Annotated in this window: 22 protein-coding genes and 1 pseudogene; 3 read left to right on the plus strand and 20 right to left on the minus strand. The window is 51.8% G+C overall.

Translation table 11 applies throughout. The features are described 5' to 3' along the window. Positions 1-22 precede the first annotated feature (22 nt). The 8 genes from BLS62_RS15080 to BLS62_RS15115 all read right to left on the minus strand — a co-directional run bounded on the left by BLS62_RS15080 (position 23) and on the right by BLS62_RS15115 (position 6,381). Positions 23-1,633 carry a DUF935 domain-containing protein gene (locus BLS62_RS15080; protein ID WP_093182295.1) on the minus strand — a complete coding sequence of 537 codons (1,611 nt, stop codon included), beginning with the start codon at positions 1,631-1,633 and terminating at the stop codon, positions 23-25. Continuing rightward, a complete protein-coding gene (gene terL / locus BLS62_RS15085) occupies positions 1,630-3,270 on the minus strand; it encodes a phage terminase large subunit (RefSeq protein ID WP_093182298.1) in 1,641 nt (546 codons plus the stop codon). The genes BLS62_RS15080 and terL overlap by 4 nt, the downstream gene beginning before the upstream one ends. Next, a complete protein-coding gene (locus BLS62_RS15090) occupies positions 3,267-3,776 on the minus strand; it encodes a DUF1804 family protein (RefSeq protein WP_093182301.1) in 510 nt (169 codons plus the stop codon). The genes terL and BLS62_RS15090 overlap by 4 nt, the downstream gene beginning before the upstream one ends. Then, positions 3,777-3,983, minus strand: a complete 207-nt coding sequence (locus BLS62_RS15095; protein WP_093175953.1) for a hypothetical protein — start codon at positions 3,981-3,983, stop codon at positions 3,777-3,779. It abuts the gene before it with no gap. Then, positions 3,983-4,402, minus strand: a complete 420-nt coding sequence (locus BLS62_RS15100) for a 3TM-type holin (protein WP_093182304.1) — start codon at positions 4,400-4,402, stop codon at positions 3,983-3,985. The genes BLS62_RS15095 and BLS62_RS15100 overlap by 1 nt, the downstream gene beginning before the upstream one ends. Continuing rightward, entirely contained in the window at positions 4,399-5,640 is a 1,242-nt protein-coding gene (locus tag BLS62_RS15105) for an N-acetylmuramidase domain-containing protein (protein ID WP_093182307.1), read from the minus strand. Before BLS62_RS15105 ends, BLS62_RS15100 begins: the two co-directional genes overlap by 4 nt. An 86-nt stretch (positions 5,641-5,726) precedes the next feature. Next, positions 5,727-6,149: a helix-turn-helix domain-containing protein gene (locus BLS62_RS15110; RefSeq protein ID WP_093182310.1), complete on the minus strand. Its 423-nt coding sequence runs from the start codon at positions 6,147-6,149 to the stop codon at positions 5,727-5,729. After that, complete coding sequence (locus BLS62_RS15115) at positions 6,142-6,381, minus strand: hypothetical protein (RefSeq protein ID WP_093182313.1); 240 nt, start codon at positions 6,379-6,381, stop codon at positions 6,142-6,144. The genes BLS62_RS15110 and BLS62_RS15115 overlap by 8 nt, the downstream gene beginning before the upstream one ends. A gap of 109 nt (positions 6,382-6,490) precedes the next feature. Here BLS62_RS15115 and BLS62_RS15120 point away from each other — a divergent pair, with 109 nt between their 5' ends. Beyond that, positions 6,491-6,799, plus strand: coding sequence for a hypothetical protein (locus BLS62_RS15120; protein WP_143521570.1), 309 nt, complete (start codon positions 6,491-6,493; stop codon positions 6,797-6,799). Positions 6,800-6,801: 2 nt separating this feature from the next. Here BLS62_RS15120 and BLS62_RS15125 read toward each other — a convergent pair whose 3' ends face one another. From BLS62_RS15125 to BLS62_RS15175, 11 genes are all read right to left on the minus strand, one after another. Continuing rightward, positions 6,802-7,206 (minus strand): regulatory protein GemA, encoded by a 405-nt coding sequence (locus BLS62_RS15125; protein WP_093182318.1) that lies wholly within the window; start codon positions 7,204-7,206, stop codon positions 6,802-6,804. 11 nt (positions 7,207-7,217) lie between these two features. Beyond that, the gene (locus tag BLS62_RS15130; protein ID WP_093182321.1) at positions 7,218-7,475 is read right to left on the minus strand and encodes a DUF2312 domain-containing protein; all 258 of its coding nucleotides are present in this window, start codon (positions 7,473-7,475) and stop codon (positions 7,218-7,220) included. A gap of 216 nt (positions 7,476-7,691) precedes the next feature. Then, positions 7,692-8,372, minus strand: a complete 681-nt coding sequence (locus tag BLS62_RS15135; protein ID WP_244283590.1) for a DUF3164 family protein — start codon at positions 8,370-8,372, stop codon at positions 7,692-7,694. Continuing rightward, complete coding sequence (locus BLS62_RS15140) at positions 8,362-8,622, minus strand: hypothetical protein (RefSeq protein ID WP_093182326.1); 261 nt, start codon at positions 8,620-8,622, stop codon at positions 8,362-8,364. The genes BLS62_RS15135 and BLS62_RS15140 overlap by 11 nt, the downstream gene beginning before the upstream one ends. Beyond that, positions 8,616-8,963, minus strand: a complete 348-nt coding sequence (locus BLS62_RS15145) for a hypothetical protein (RefSeq protein WP_093182328.1) — start codon at positions 8,961-8,963, stop codon at positions 8,616-8,618. The genes BLS62_RS15140 and BLS62_RS15145 overlap by 7 nt, the downstream gene beginning before the upstream one ends. Continuing rightward, positions 8,954-9,550: a hypothetical protein gene (locus BLS62_RS15150; protein ID WP_093182331.1), complete on the minus strand. Its 597-nt coding sequence runs from the start codon at positions 9,548-9,550 to the stop codon at positions 8,954-8,956. The genes BLS62_RS15145 and BLS62_RS15150 overlap by 10 nt, the downstream gene beginning before the upstream one ends. Continuing rightward, on the minus strand, positions 9,550-10,317 hold the full coding sequence (locus BLS62_RS15155; protein WP_093182333.1) for an AAA family ATPase: 768 nt from the start codon (positions 10,315-10,317) through the stop codon (positions 9,550-9,552). The genes BLS62_RS15150 and BLS62_RS15155 overlap by 1 nt, the downstream gene beginning before the upstream one ends. A gap of 31 nt (positions 10,318-10,348) precedes the next feature. Continuing rightward, complete coding sequence (locus tag BLS62_RS15160; protein ID WP_093182335.1) at positions 10,349-12,610, minus strand: Mu transposase C-terminal domain-containing protein; 2,262 nt, start codon at positions 12,608-12,610, stop codon at positions 10,349-10,351. Next, positions 12,607-13,062 (minus strand): hypothetical protein, encoded by a 456-nt coding sequence (locus BLS62_RS15165; protein WP_093182337.1) that lies wholly within the window; start codon positions 13,060-13,062, stop codon positions 12,607-12,609. The genes BLS62_RS15160 and BLS62_RS15165 overlap by 4 nt, the downstream gene beginning before the upstream one ends. Continuing rightward, positions 13,059-13,253, minus strand: a complete 195-nt coding sequence (locus tag BLS62_RS15170; protein ID WP_093182339.1) for a hypothetical protein — start codon at positions 13,251-13,253, stop codon at positions 13,059-13,061. The genes BLS62_RS15165 and BLS62_RS15170 overlap by 4 nt, the downstream gene beginning before the upstream one ends. Beyond that, positions 13,250-13,573, minus strand: coding sequence for a helix-turn-helix domain-containing protein (locus tag BLS62_RS15175; RefSeq protein WP_093182341.1), 324 nt, complete (start codon positions 13,571-13,573; stop codon positions 13,250-13,252). The genes BLS62_RS15170 and BLS62_RS15175 overlap by 4 nt, the downstream gene beginning before the upstream one ends. 225 nt (positions 13,574-13,798) lie before the next feature. Here BLS62_RS15175 and BLS62_RS15180 point away from each other — a divergent pair, with 225 nt between their 5' ends. Then, on the plus strand, positions 13,799-14,491 hold the full coding sequence (locus BLS62_RS15180; RefSeq protein ID WP_093182344.1) for a LexA family transcriptional regulator: 693 nt from the start codon (positions 13,799-13,801) through the stop codon (positions 14,489-14,491). Between the two features lie 358 nt (positions 14,492-14,849). Next, positions 14,850-15,002, plus strand: a pseudogene (locus BLS62_RS15185) (diguanylate cyclase response regulator); the annotation flags it as partial. Between the two features lie 19 nt (positions 15,003-15,021). Here BLS62_RS15185 and BLS62_RS15190 read toward each other — a convergent pair. Further along, the gene (locus BLS62_RS15190; RefSeq protein ID WP_093182347.1) at positions 15,022-15,774 is read right to left on the minus strand and encodes an SDR family oxidoreductase; all 753 of its coding nucleotides are present in this window, start codon (positions 15,772-15,774) and stop codon (positions 15,022-15,024) included. Positions 15,775-15,801: the final 27 nt, after the last annotated feature.

Raw genomic sequence — 15,801 nt, forward strand, 5'->3', positions numbered from 1 at the left:
GCGCTTGCCTCATCCTGTTTATCTAGTTTTTTTTTGAGCCTGTGGGCGTGATGCCGGTCTCATCAATGATATCAGAGCGGCCCTGAAGCTCGGCAAGCATAACCGCATCACTTAAAAGGTTGCCAAGTGGATCAACCTCAAGCCCCGGATAGGTATCAAGCAAGGCTTGTGATGCGCCCGCGTAATCTTCCGCCTCTTCAAGCTTGACTTTGATCTCGTCAATCCAGTTATGTATCTTTGGCCCTGCAAGCTGTTCCAGCTGAGTAACCAGATGATCAACGGGACCTGCATCACCTGTCGCAAATTCTGAACTTTCCTGTTTGCCGCCGCGTTTGGTGGCTGGACCATCGGCAGTTAGCGGGATCTTGTATTTGACAATCTCTGTTCCCAAAACATTACCCAGCCATTGATCAACATCCTTAGGCTCAAAGCCTTGCAGGCGCGTGGCGTCCAAAATACGTAAAGCAGATTGCTGCACCCAGCGCACTTTGCGCTCAACATCCGCCTCATCGCTTTGGTTGCGAGGCCGGGGCCGCCAGACCTTGGGCGGGTTGGCAGCAGGCCAGTTGAGTTCACTAATCCACGTAATGAGTGTGGAATTCAGGGTTTCACAAATCTGGTCGCTGTCATCATCAACAATACCATCGGTTTCATCGGCATGAGTTTGGGAGGCGGCACGCGAGCCTTGACCTTTGACACCTGTTGCAAGGGTTGATCCCAGAACAACTTCTGCAGTCTGCTCATCCCAGTAACGGCACCAGGCTTCATATCCTGCCTCTCCAGAGCGGGTGGCTTCCAGAAAATCAACCTCAGTGCCAATGGGGGCAACCAACGCACCCTGGCTAACCATTTGGCGCAGCACGCCAAGCAGTTTGTCCTGCTCTTCCTTAGATGTTCCATGAGCGTATTTGCCAAAAGGGATTGGACTTGCGAACTTGTCCATGAACTTCATCCAGAAGGCCACGCCCTCGCGCTTGAACAAGACATGCCAGAACAACACAGAACCAAGCCCATGACCAAACGGATTGTTGGCGTTCGCATCAAAGCGATGCACTATGAACTTGCGTTCTGGCAGTTCCTCGCCTTCTTCGCGGTTATCGAGTGTCAGCAATCTGATGCGCCAGTCCGCATCAAACGTAAACCGCATAGGGTTTTGATCCTTTATTTTGAGCGGTGCAATCATGCCATCTGTATTGCGGAACCAGACGATCTCGGCAACGGAAAACCCTTTTAAGATTGCTTTGAGAAGCGCTTTGCAGATTGCATCAAATGGCAATGCCTTCAGGATCGCCTCAACCCCTTCAGCAGCCGTGATATCTATCGCCTCATCACTTGCAGGCTCAACCTGCCATTCACGCCGTGTGACCTTGGAAATGCGCTTGGAAAGAGCGGTGCGTGCCCGTGCGTCCTGCAGAACCTCATCATATAGCTTCAGGCCTTTTTTCTCGCCCTTGGCTTCAAGCGTTGGGTCCTGAGGCTTTAATATATCGGAGTAGTTTTCAATCGTGATGTCGTTTCGTGCGGTCGCAATCAGCTGTCCGCCCTTAATCGGAACACTGGCCGGGGCGGCCTGCTTAGCCAGATTGCTATCAGCCTTAGCCGTTCCGTTTGTTTTTTTGGTTTTCTTACTCATAACCGATAGCCTCCAAGGAGTGAGCCGTGTGCTGATGGTGCGGTGGTAAAGCTGGTTGAACTCAGCGTGGTAAAGGCCATCTCCAACGTGTGTTTCCAAAGCATCTCAAGGCAATCAGGGCCATCATCATGGTCCGCATTGGGCCATTGCTGGAGTTGATCAATGAGAACTTTCTGTGAATTATGCAGCCGGATGAGGCCGTCCTTGATGGGGATTTGAAGTCGCTCAATCCTCAGGTTCTTATCTGTAATGGGCATTACCGGATAAGCAGGCAGCGCCAGACCAGACAGGGCGGCCTGCTTCATCAGTTCAGTGCGCAGCATCTCCTGAAACTGTACCGCTTCCACAAACCACATCTGACAGCCGTATTCGCGGTGGAACGCCAGCGCATCAGCAATAATCAGGTCAGGCGTGCGTTTGCGAATGGAGGCTTCCACCAGATCTATGCGACCGGTTTCCTTGTCATACCCGCCCACCAGAATTGCCGATGGATCCCGGTTCTTGTTGAACTTGCCAAGAGAGGGATCAATCGCGCCGAAGAACATAAGTTGCGGCTCAACGCGAACAAAATAAGTAATGTTCTGGAACGGGTTATCATCAGAGACAGGACGGTTCTGATATTCGCTTTCAAAGGCTGAGTGTGATCCTGCCCGTTCTTTCATCAGATAAAGCAGAGTGTGGTTGTCGGGCCAGTTGAGAACCGCACCTCGGTCTAATTCTGTTTGGTGTGCACAATAAAACGCATCTGCGGCAGGCTCGCCTTCGTTTAAGTACACTTCTTCCCATGTATCCCACAGGTCTATGCGTTCCGGCCATTCCAATACCGCCCGAAACTCAGTCTTCTGCCAGCCCGGTTTCTTGGCAAAGCGCACAATAACCGCATCAAAGTGCAGCACAGTGCCTGCATAAAGCACGTCCATGGAGCCATCTGTGGGGCCAAGCTTCAGCACAGCTTTTAAAACCCAGCTTTCAAGCTTGTCGCGCTGTTTGGGGCTGGTCACATTCTCATCGTTTTCAATATCATCTAAAATAGCAAGGTCAGGCCGGTACGGACCATGGCGGCGACCACGGATCTTCTTGCCCGTACCAAAGCCTTCCACCTTGATGTTGTTAGCCGTGATGATGTCACCTTCGCGCCAGACCCGGCCCGGCCCCATGGCCTTTGCAAAATCATAGGCAAGGCGCGGATTGCTCTCTAACTCAGCCTTGAGTGCTTCGAGCATGACGGCGGCTTGTTCAAAGGCATCCATAATAAGCACGATGTAATGCTTCAGGCCCATGACAATGCAATAGAGTGGGAAAATCAGACTGATATGAGTGGACTTGGCAGACCCACGCGGGGCAATCACCAGTTTCCGTTCGCCCTTGTTTGAGTAAACAATCAGTGGCAGCTCTTCATAAAGATGCTCATGCAATCGGCTCGGGGCTTTAGCCAGATAATGAGGAAAGTAAGTTTCGGCAAAAAAGCGATAGCCGGTCGCAGGATCTGCCACACATGCGAGGCGGCTTTTGCGGGCTTTAACATCAACCGGGAATGCCTCAACTTCCAGCTCTATCTTCTGGCGGAAATCCTCCGCCATCTCAGCAAGCGATGTTTTAAAATCCTTAGCGCTGAGCTTTTTTGTTTTCGCGCTCATCCATAGGCCTCCGCCAGATAGTCACCGAAGGGTTCAAGCACTTCCAAAAAGATCTGGGCATGGCTGGGATGATGTTTCTGGATGAACTTTGCAAGGCGCTGCAACACATCCTGCGCAATACCGAGTTCAGATAATTTAGGGGCAACCCGTCCAGCAGAAGAAACCATCTTGTTAAAAGCGTCTGAGAGCGAGGCCATGAGTTTTACTTTCTCAGGAGGCTCAATTTCCCCAGAGGCCTTGATCTGTTCAATGGTCATTTGGAACATGGTGACAAAGTCCTCAACCACAGTCGCAACCACCGCTTCCAGGCCTTCTCCAGCAAGCGCGTTTGCAGAGCGGGCCACGTCCCAGTTATCACCGTTCGTTGCTGCCTCTTTCTTCCACCGGCGTAAGGTGCTCTCACTGACACCGATGGTAAACGCAACAGTCGGGATTGCCTGCCGTTCAAGTATGAACAAGCGCCGGGCCTTGCGCTTCTGGTCTGCCTTAGATGGTTTCTTGCTCATTCAGGCACCAATTTTATCTTTGATGAATGCAATGCCAATAGAGACCACTGAGGCGGCAATTACACTATTGACAACCGATTTGGTCTCCACTGCACGCAGGCGCGTATCATGTTTATCAAGGCGATCATCCACGCTATCAATTTTCTTATCGATGCCCTGCAGGAGCCCTTTAATCTCTCCAAGTTCCCGCGCCAGATGTTCCGACATTAACGAGCCCTCCGGGTGTTTGCGCCGCGTATGGCTTTTTCAAACGGGCGGGTGAGGAAGTAAGCGCCGACAATCCATCCGGCCCACTCATTGAGTGGTTCTGGCAGCGCGGCTACATTCCAGTCAAAGTGAAACAAGCTGTCGGCAACAATGGCCCCGGACCAGATTACAATCGGCCAGGCGAATGCTGGACGGATCATGGCCGTCACCCACCAGCCTTGCTCTGCCAGCACGATGTCGCGGGCTGCACGGCGGCTATCCAACTCGGCGCGGATCTCTTCACTTGTAACAGTTGCACGAATACGAAGCGCTTCGTTTTCGCTCTTGGCTTGGGTTTCAAAGAAACCCAGCACCCGGTCGAGTACGCCGCCGCCAAGTTTATTCAAAGCCCACACAGCACCTTTAAACAATAAGCTCATCCTACATGCCTCCAGCTCTGTGCATCTGCAAGGCGGCGCTGTTTGATGCCCCGTGCCAGATACCAGATTCCAAATCCGGCAGCAGCAATCAGCACCCACTTGTTGCCCGAGACAAACTCCATCAGCGGGGCGAGCTGATACCGAAGCTGGCTGAGCTGCTCAGCGCCGGTGCCAAATCCTTCCAGTAACCCTTGAGTGGTCTCGCCCATGGCGCTGGCACCAAGGCCTGTACCCATCAGCACTTGCCCAATACGCGTCTGGCCATCTGCTTTTTTAATGGTCTGGGAACCGTTCTTACGCAGGTCTTTCACCGAGAGGGTGCTGCGATCCTGTCCGGCTTTCTGATTGTGGGGGACGGCTTGCTCCAGTGTCGTCTCTGTTAGGGGCCCGACAACGCCATCCGGCTTTAAACTGTGATCCACCTGAAGCGACACCACAGCCCGCCGCGTGGTCGGGCCGAAGTCACCATCAACCGGGCACACATAACCAAGCGCGGCCAGACGTTTCTGCAGGGCTTCAATCCGGTAACCGGAGGAACCGAGGCGCGGATAACCCGTAGCAAGACTTTGGGCGTTAGATCGCGGCTGATCTTTCTCTAAAAAGCCAGAGGCCGGGGACGCAAGGGCGGCAAACTTTGCATAGGCCTGCTGGAGCAGACCAGCGTAATAGTCAACCTGACCTTTGCCGTTATAGATCCGGGCAATCGCGCGAAAGTCTTTGGCTCGCAGAGCATCGCGCAGGCCGGAGTTTTCGAGAAAGGCAAGAAAGGCTTTCACCTGAGCTTCGGTACTGGAGGCCAGCCCTAAAACAAATTCCTGAGCACTGCGATACCCACACTGCGCAAAGTTAAAGCCCATGATCTGGGCAAGACCATAGGAGCAGGATTTAAGGGCAGCGGTAACATCAAGATCCGCCATGGCTTGCAGACGGTCCCAGCGGGCATCAGAGCCGGACTTACCAAGCCCTTTGTAATTTGCTTTCTTCCAGCGTTTTGCCGCAAGCCCCAGCGCCACAGCTCTTCCGCGTTTGGATTTGGGAAGTTCACGATAAAAGACGTGTTTTTCTGGAAGGAGGATCAGGCGACCGTCGCGGTCGTAAGACGCTCCCTTGCTTTCAACGTCCAGAACCGCTTGTAAAACAGCCATCTCGCAGCCCAGCCGGTCAGCCTCGCGGCGCAAGAGAGTGTCTGTGTGTGTTTCAGCGCCGTTGCTGCTGCGTAATTGTTGGACAATAGACATGAGGCCCGCCTCAGTTTGATAAGTACTGGGGCGAGCCTCATAGTTTCTTGCAATTTTTGCGACGGAACAGTTCCGCAAGTTCTGATCTAATCATGGGAGGCGTTCAAAAAATCCTCCAGATCGACCTGGCGGTCATCATGAATTTTCCGCCGTGGCAACGGCTTGCCAGAAAGCAGGTTGCGGACATGGCGTTCTGAGACTTTTAATTCCAGTGCAATCTCAATTGTGCTTTGGCCTTCACCGCGAAGCTGAAGGGCTGCCCGGCGCGTATCTGTTCGGCCAATATGGGTTGGGACATAAAACTTGTTGCCTGCAAAATCCTTGATCAACCGCTCTGCTTTCTCCCTGTCAATGCGAGCAAGCGGATTGTTTGCACTCCAACGGGCTGGCACCTTAACCTCAACGCCGGGTAGTTTGTTCAAAAGCTCCTGCGCAACATCATCACCGCAAATAGCTTGAACATCCTCCATGTCTTCTGTCAGGTGTAGCGGAGCAAGCTGATCAGACATGACGAGCCTCCTTGTTAGAGGCAAGCTGAGCCTCGGACACCATCACGGTCACCACAGCGCCGCCTTCCAGAACATAACGCACACCATCGCGGCGCAGACCTTTTGCACCAACCTGCAGGGCGTTCTCAGTTTCGCGGTAGATGTGTAGGCGCACCATCTGGACATCAATGTCCAGCACCCGTTCCAGATAACGCAGCACCGCATGGTCGGTCACAGGGACAAATTCAGCCATATGCGCACCCTCCAACCATCACAAAACCCATTGCGAATATAGTCGCAACCTGAGAGAGTAAAGACCAATTATTGCACGCTCTATTAAGAAGGTTATGTTTGTGTGTTTTATGCTCGTTCTTGCTGCTCTGCTGGTTGCCTCTAACGTTCAGGCTCAAATGCCAAACCTTGAACCCTGGCAAGAAAAAGCAATGGAGAAGGTTTTCGAATACCACCGCATCGAAAAAGCGCAGTGGAATACACTGGATCAATTTATGCTCCACTCCTCGTCCGTCGGGATTGCTTGGAAGGTCGTGATTGAGGACCTCATGTGCAGGGGATTGTTCGCAAGTATCGGAAAGCCCGAAGGGCATGAGTTTGTTGTTTCTGTTTATCATACCGATACCAACGATTTTCTCGGAATTGCCCGTTGCCGCTAAAATCATCCTGCCAGCCTCCCTTCAATTACTTTGAGAGCTTCAATCAGGGGGCTGGCTTGCGAATAGGTCAGCCACTCGGGATCATCCACATCACTGCGTTTCTTCACAAAACTGCGTAAGGCGTCCTTGTAGGGCGTTTGCCAATACCCCAGACCATCAAGGCTTTTTGCAAGAGCAAACAACATGCGTACATGTCCCTTGTCAGATGCGGGACGGAATGAACCGCCCCGTTTTACAGGTTTCCAGCCAAGCCGTTTGAACTCGGTAACGACGCGCAAACACTGTCCCTCGCTTAGGCCTTTTGCACTGCGTTTACCCGTCACCCGCTCCAGCACATCCCGGTAACTGTCCTCATCAAGTGCCAAGGCCTTCTTTGCAATATGAATTTGTGCAAGATACCGGCTCATTGAAATTCTCCTTAAGAAATTGGCTCGGCCATGCCGAGGGCGTGAAGGTAGAGGTCGAGAATACTTTCTTCTTCCTCCCGCTCGTGTGGCTTGCGTTTGCGTAGGGAGACAATCTTGCGCATGACTTTCACGTCAAAGCCGTTGCCTTTGGCCTCTGCGTAAACATCCTTGATGTCGTCAGATATTACCTTCTTCTCCTCTTCCAAACGCTCAACGCGTTCAATAAATGTGCGGAGTTGATCGACTGCGACGCCACCTGTATTGCTCATGATACGGCTCCTGTGCGGTTGGCTGGGCACCCGATGGGACACCCGTTTTTCATATCAGTTGCGGTGGTATAGTGCGGGGTTGGACCATCATTGTGGTTTACTGAAACTGTCCCGGTGACGAGGTGTCCGCGACGGCTCCAGTAACCCCTGATGAGTTCGAGGCGCTCTTGTTCACGTTGCCGGTCATATCTCATTTGCTGATAGTTCATGATACCCTCACGCCTTCGCCAGATTGATGGTAATCTGCTGCCAGTCATCTTCCGGGCCTTGCCGCTTATGCACGGTGAGGTAGGTTTTGCTACCAATAACCCGCATGGCTTCGCGCAGGGTCTTCATGGCAGTTACCCAGCGCGCATCTTCGATTTTGAGCCGCATCAGCCGGTAAATTTCAGTCCGGTTGATCTGTCCGTCATTGTCAGTATTAAAAGCATCCGTAATCAGTGCTCGGATTTCAGGGCGCGCACCCGCAGACCATTCATTCAGGCACACGTCAATCTGCTCTTTTGCTTGTGTGATTTGCGCGCCAAAGGCATGTTGTGGCTGCACTCGGACGCTGACCTTGAATTGCGCATCAAGCGAATAATAGGTCTTGTTGCCCTTGGCTCCGCCTTTGGTAAAGCCTTCTTCAGCACGGGCAGCATCCAAATTGCCAAGGTCATCATAGGTGTGCCCTTTAAAACGAGCCACTTGGCTGGCCAGCCGTTGCGCGTGGTGGGCAATTGTGCGCACACACTCATCTTCCAGAGCGTCAGTATCTGCCACCAGCTCCACTGGGATCAGTGCTCCCATGCCATCGCGCATATACCGGTTACCCTCAAGCTCAACTGTCCCAGCGTTTATTGCCGCTTCCAGTGCGGGGTCCATGGTATGAGTTGAGCCGTTCGCTTCATGTGTCATGGTCATTTCCTTTTTGAATACATTTTGGGTCCCGGCTCAGTGTCGGGAAAATAACAATCTTGGGATCGTTGAAATGAGCGTCTTCAAGTGGTGTCATCTTGCTTTTTGCAAGGCGCTCCAACTGCTCAGCCAGTTCAGTTCCGGTCAGCAGAGTTTGTGCAAAAAGGTCATGCGCTTCCGGGTCCATGACCTCATTGCAGCGTGAAATCAGAAACAGAGCACGCAGTTCTTTCAGGAGGCCGCTTAACATGCTGCATCCTGTCCAGTCCGGGAGGTATTCAGCGAGCAGCGCTGGCAGGCGGCCCAATGACGCAGGGCTGCAGGATCACTTTGGGGGACAGACCGGCAGGAATATTTTTGACAATCCTCAAAGCTGATATCTTTGCCAAGATGCGGGCACATAATCCGGTCACAGAACCGCTCAACAGCACGGCGCTCAAAGCGGTCTACGCGCCCGCCATTGTCGGTAAGCCGTCCAGCCAGATAAAGACTGACAGCGGTACGTGAGACGCCCATGGCATCCGCCACTGCCTTTTTACTGCCAAGCGTTGCTACCTGTTCTTCAATTAGGTCGTGTACGTTTATTTGCATGCCACAACCTCCCCATTTGAAGTGAGGTTGAAATCAAGTAGGATAGCCTTTTTCTGACTCCAGACCGGAGCAAGCGGGCCGGTATCGCGGATCAGTCGAAAGCGTCTGAAGCCATTTGAATAAGGCTTGGTACTCCTTGCCTTAACTGGCAAGATTGTCAGATACCCGGCCTGATACAGCGAGCGAAGATAACGCTGGAGATTGCTTTCTGGTTGTTTGTCAGAGGGCTGAGCTGCCACCAGAATAATATCTGAGACCGTAAATGCACCTGACATTTTCATCACGTTCCATGCCCGTTGCCGTAAGGAATTTCGGCGTGGGCTACGGCGGTGTATTTGCACTCTTGTGCTGCCACCTATCGGAATGACCAAGCCCTCATCAGCAGCTTTTTGACCCGATTGTGTAAGCTGGTAACAACCACGCTCTACACGTTCCAGATATCCTTTTATGATCAGAAAACCCGCAGCCTCAATGATCTGTTTGCGGGAGAGCGAAAAAGTGGCATCAGCGTCCAGCATATCAAGCGTCTGGCAGTCCCCACCTTTTAATTGATGCAGGAGTGTCGTGGAGATCAGGGAATTAGCCATCACAGCGCCCCCGGAACCATGATGGGGCGGTTTGAGGAGCGATCATTGATGATTGCAACACCAGCCATCTCTCTCATGGTCAGGCCCTCCTCACCGGGAGGATTGAGAAACCCGTGGCGTTCAATATTGGCAATGGCTTCCAAGATTTCACGGTTATAACCGCCAGATACTTTGTGAACGAGCTTCAACAGATCATCAGCGACGCGAACCTCACAGCGCCCGTCAATCAGCCCCCGCACATCTCCTTGACTGCATTTTTCAAATCGAACTTTCTGTGAGACGCGGGAGGCGACCTGCGGAAACCGTGTCAGGTTATCATTGACCTTGCCCATACCCACCAGAATGACGGGCAGCTCAATCATGTCGGATATATCGCGGATGGTTTCCAAAATTGCCGATTTACTGGAGACATGATCCGCCTCATCAATCACAAGACCAAACGTCTTTCTTTCATTGCCAGCGGTGTCTCGTCGCCCGGATAGTTCTTCAAGCGCCTTGCAGTACTTTTTCTGGAAAGCATGGGGTGGGTGCACCCCCATTGTTTCAAGCAGTTCGGTCATAAACCAGCTCGGTGTCCATTCTTTCTTGGCCCGCAGGTATATGCTGCCCGTCTGGCCGACCCAATTTTTCAACGTGGTTGTTTTGCCAAGTCCCGGCAGTCCGTCCACGACCACCAGACAAGCCTCCTGTGCGCCCCGTTCAGTCAGGGCAGTCAGCGCGTTCAAAAAGCGCTGCACGTTGGAGGTCTTTACAAAGTCATTCCGCATCTGTTATTTCCTTGAGGGTTGGTTGGTTGCGTTAAGCAGCGGCACGGAGGAGAGTTCGAAGGCTATCTGTGTCGATGCCAAGCGCTTCAAATAGGTCCAGATAAGTCCTGTTGGTCATACAGTCCGACAGGATTTTTTTGTCGAGATCAGTCATCTTTTCAGGATTATCCAGGACCCAAACGGCAAGCTCTTCTTTGGACTTAAATACTGGCCTGCCGGATCTGGTTATAGGTTGTGGTTTTGGTGCCTCAATCGGGTCCGCCAAATGAACGACGTTCTCCGTCCTTGCTGGTGGTTCCATCACGACTGAAACGAGGTCGGCATCAGTACTGGCTTCAAAGCCGGGAGCCGAGGCAAACACTTCCATTGGCTGCTCGCCGGAGTGCTCCATGAGATAGCCGGGGCGTTGTTCCTGCTCGACACGGCGTAACCTGTTTTCCAGTCGCTTTGTTGCCGTCTTGGCCTTCTTCTCGCGGGCGGTATCGATAACCGGCTTGGGGAAGTAGGCTTGGCTGTTGCCCTCAAACTTGGCAGTGCAGATCAGTGCGCCCGGTGTCTCAACACCTTCCACATAATCAAGCTCACGCACCCACACCTGATGAGCATCAAGCATGTCGTAGCAAACCATAACCTCACGGTGGTCATAGCGCTCCAGCTCCAAAGCAAAGTAGCGGTTCGTCTCAATGGTAACGAGACCGCGAGTAACCTTGCGCCGAACTGCAGGGCGGGACAGATCGTCCGCATCTTCCTGACAAAGCCGCACAGCCTGAAAGTCATTTGCTTCAAACTGAGCCCAGCATTCATTCGGCGACATACGCCGCTTGCGACCGGTGATTGGATCGCGCATCTCGGCAAGGCCAGAATGAGGGCGCTCATTGTAATATTGCAGGGCGCTGTCAAAGATTTTGAGGAAGCCATTCCAGCTGATCAGAAGGTCTGAACCGCCTTTTTCCTTCAGGTCTTTCTTGATGGTCTTATGCAGCTTTAAAGCCGCTTCCCGGTCCAGATCCGTACCTGTATAGCTTGGTAGTGTTTTTGCCAGGCGGGTGTAAACTGATCCATTGAACCGCTCGATAACACCGCGAGCCTGTGAGTTGTAGGCGATGCTGTGCTCTTTGTGCGTACCAAGGCGGGCTAACATGCCCACAGCAGCCTCATCCAGCAGCTGGTTTTTGTAACCTTTACCGTTATCAACGTAGAAGATAGCTGCCACACCATTCGACATACTGGCATTACGCAGGGCTTCAGATACGTCATAGGCTTTTTCATTAAGCCCGATGGAGTAGCCCACACATTTGCGGGTCGCCACATCCAGAATTGAGGTGATCTCCGGGCGCATTGGATTGCCCGAAAATGGATGTGCGACAAAGGCATCAAACGTTTTGCCATCACCGGTATAAATATCGGTTGGCTCCAGCCCCTCAGTAGAGCGGCTCACATAGACCTTGCGGGCTTTGAGTGCCAGTACACCTTCACGTCCCTTATAGGCAGCAATCGGGTCTGCTTTCTTCAGTTTCGTTAGATATCGTTTCACCTGATCGTAACTGGGAGCGTGTGTGGGCTCAATCAGACTGGCCCGGTACTGGTCCAGTGCCAATGCTACCGTTGGCTTGCGCGGGTCCGCATAAAACTTCAGGAAGCCCGGCGCCCATTCGTAACGGGAAGCATTGAGCGCATCCTGTTTACGTTTGCCGGGGATCAGGCCAGCAAAGCCGCATTCCTTAAACGCCTTGCGCCAGTTGTAAATAGCGCGGCGGGAGATCCCGGTGCCCTTGTCCTTGGCAGTGCGAACGAGCTCAAGTAGCTGGTTTTCATCCGGGGTCAGCACCTCTTGGCTCAGCAGTACTTTCACCTTGACGGCTAGGTCACACACGGCCTTGTCATAGGCCATACCGCGCATGACCAGTTGTTCCAACATCTGCAAAATTTGTTTGCGGGCTTCAGCAGCACGGCGCTGAGCGCCATCGGCATCAGCAAGAGCCACCTTTGTTTTTGCGGGTGCGTTTGTCTGCACAACATTCACAACCGCGTTAAGACGCTCGATGTTAAACCGAGCCCCTAACGCTTTGCGAGCTGGCTCCGGCAGCAAATCAATATGGTATTCCCAGCCACCACCACGACCAGAACGTTTGCGGGCGAGCGTGGTGGACTGCCAGTCTTCCCTGCTTGCTAAGGCGTTAATATTTCTTTTTGTATTCGGAATTCCCACCAAATCCAGCTCAGAGAATTCCTGAGCGTTGTACCACTCGCGCTTTGCCCCATTGTCCAACAGGGCTGGAACTGTTCCGCTCATTGCTGGACCCTCATTTCTTTATCTATTTGCCGGATCATCTTTTGGATGAGCTTTTTCTGTTCTTCCATAACCTGCCGTTCAATGAGTGGCAGGTACTTCCGGTCAACCACGACCATGTCCGTGCGAGCCAGAAACTCGTTAAGCAACTCTTTTGATTTCAAGACGGAAATGAGACTGATTAAGCGATACCCGGAAATATTGCTGGCTTCCCGCGCTTCGCTCGCCCACGCATCCAGACTGTCACGGCTGATAGATTCCCCAAGATGTACAGACAGAGCTGCTGCAATCTCCTCACGGCTGCGTCCGTCTTTTTTCATGGCTTCAGAAAGAGCGCGGCAAACCTTGCCGGAGGGTGATGCGGAACGAACCCGCGCTGGCTCAAAACGGGCTTCCACCTGCGGTGGCTGCCAGTTCAGCAAATCATCAGTTTGTTGGCAACGGATGGTCCTCATAGCGGGTATCCCGCACGGTAAGAGGCCACCGCGACACACAATACCCAGACCCAAAGAACAAACGCTGAAGTGAACACACCAATGGCAAGCGCACTTGCAATGTCTTTGATGTGATTGTCATGTCCTGCGCCATAATCAAAGCGGCTGTAAAACTGCAGGGCAGCGCACTGTGTCAGAGGAACAGTTTTCATGCCGCCACCTCTGCCTCGGAGAGAGGAGTGTCAGCATGCAGCTGCTTTTTCTGACTTGCGCTAGGCCCGTGCAATTCGCTATCGTAGATTACATGGGGTGACGACGCTTTGCGATGTGGCCATAACTCGTCCACTGGAATACCAAGGAATTTAGAGATAACACTTGCGCCGATGCCTGTTCCGGTTTTAAGCGCTCTGGAAAGAGTGTTGCGGTGGACCTCTTTTTGTCGGGCCAATTGTTCGATGGTCATTCTATGCCGATGTAGCTCGGCCTTTATGGTATGTTCATCCCAAGTCATTTGGGAATTACGCTTAGCCATTGGAATATCCTCATTAAAAACGGTCTGTTACAGCAGCCGTTTTTTTTGAACCTTGAACCTGTGCACCCGCATTATGTGGTTGCACGTTGCTTATGCTGATAATAACGATTTAAATCGAGTAGTCTAATTAAAATCGACATCATCCCACTAATTAAAATCGATATACTGTGGATCATCTCGAATATAATCGACTTATCAGTTAGTTATGAAAAATGGGATGCTGATATGGAACCGGGACCAACTCATCCCACTTTTCGAATAGAACTGGGACGCCGAATTGAGGAGATAGTAGGGAAGTATCAAACTAAGTCAGAAGCTGCTGAAATTGCGGGTGTTTCTGTCGAGCAACTCAATAAATGGATATCTGGAAAAGTAAAAGTGCCCGTTGAAGGTGTTCACTCACTGGCAGCCGGTATGGATATCGATTTAAGTTGGGTATTTACCGGCGTCCAAGCTTTAACATCCAAGCCAAAAGCTAATGTGACGCTTAAAAGCGATTTCACCATAATCCCACGCGTTAACGTACATCTGGCTGCTGGTAGCGGTACTTTGAATGGCGATACCATTGAAAATCTAGAAGATATTCCATTCACGAAAAGCTTTTTGGGCGGAAAACTAGGCAGAACCTCAACGGATGGCCTGATCATCCTCACCGCTGACGGAGACAGCATGGATCCCCTCATTGCTGACGGCGACTTAGTGATGGTTGATAAAAAGCGTAATACACTATCCGATGGCGTCTACGCCTTTGTTTACGGCGGACTGGCACGTGTGAAGTACCTTCGCCCAACCCTTCAAGGTGACATTGAAGTGATCAGCCAAAATCCCATACATAAAGACGAGCTACTAAAGCGCTCTGAGTTGGAAGATTTTCATATCATCGGAAAAGTTGTGTGGTGCGGGCATCGCTTCAACTGATAATTCTGCTTTATGCAAACAGCCTGCGCATTTTTGATCGTTTTATGCACGCTTTTTTGCCCATTTTGAATAGTTTTCACGCAATACTGTGCAAAATGATTTTCAGCCGCATATTCAAAATTATATCATTGTTTCAACGGGTTCATTCGTTTTTACCCACCTATACCCCTGTGCAGAATGACAGCCCCCCCACATCCAACAGGAACGTAGAGGAGAGTTTGGCCAACTTTTGTTTGAAGGGGCATGCCCCTTCAAACAAAAGTCAAAGCTGAAAAAGTGGGGAATTTTCAACCAGCGCTTTTGGGGAGAATACATCCAGCACTGACAAGTCACGGATCCGGGGAATGACGAGCATACCTTTGCACCAACCATTAGCGTTGGTTTGTCTGCGGGCGATGACAAGACACTTGCAAGCGCGCTCAGAGCAGCTGACCGTTGTTTGTACCGTGCCAAAAAATCAGGTCGCAATCGTGTGGTGACTGCGACCTCTGGAGTTCTTGAGGCTGTTTAACCTGATGGCCAGTTGACCATCAGATCGTTCTGCCGCCATCGACTTCCAATGCAACACCAGTGATAAACTGTGCCTCTTCCGAGGCCAGCCAGAGGGCTGCATTGGCAATATCTTCTGGTTTGGAGAACCGTCCAAGAGGGATGCTTTCCCTGAATTGCTGGCGCTTTTCTGGCGTGTCTTCTCCCATGAATAGCTCAAGCATGTCGGTTTCTCCTGCAACCGGGCATAAAGCATTCACACGAATGTTTTTTGGGGCAAGTTCTACCGCCATAGATTTGGTCGCAATGATGACCCAGCCTTTAGAAGCATTGTACCAAGTTAGACCCGGGCGCGGACGAATGCCTGCCGTCGATGCAGTGTTGATGATGACGCCACTGCCTTGTTTCTCAAACTCTGGAATGACCTCACAACTGGTGAGATAAATGGCTTTGGCATTCACTTCTAATATTCGGTCGAAGTTATTTTCATCAACTTGCGTCATCGGGCAATTGCGATGAGTGTAACCGGCGTTGTTGACTATGATGTCCAAACGGCCCGTCTTTTCAACCGCGTAGGCAACCATTGCCCTCACGTCTGAACGAACGGTTACGTCTGTCTCAATGGAATATCCGTTGGGCCCAATCGCTTCTGCAAGATTTTTCGCGGCGATACCGTTCAAATCAGCAATGACAACAGCTGCTCCTTCTGCCGCATATTTACGGGCGATGCCTTCACCAAATCCGGCTGCGCCGCCTGTTATGATTGCGGTCTTTCCTTCCAATCTTCCGGACACGCTTTCCTCCCTGCGTGCTTCGCCTTG

The sequence above is a fragment of the Pseudovibrio sp. Tun.PSC04-5.I4 genome (assembly GCF_900104145.1).
GTDB lineage: Bacteria > Pseudomonadota > Alphaproteobacteria > Rhizobiales > Stappiaceae > Pseudovibrio.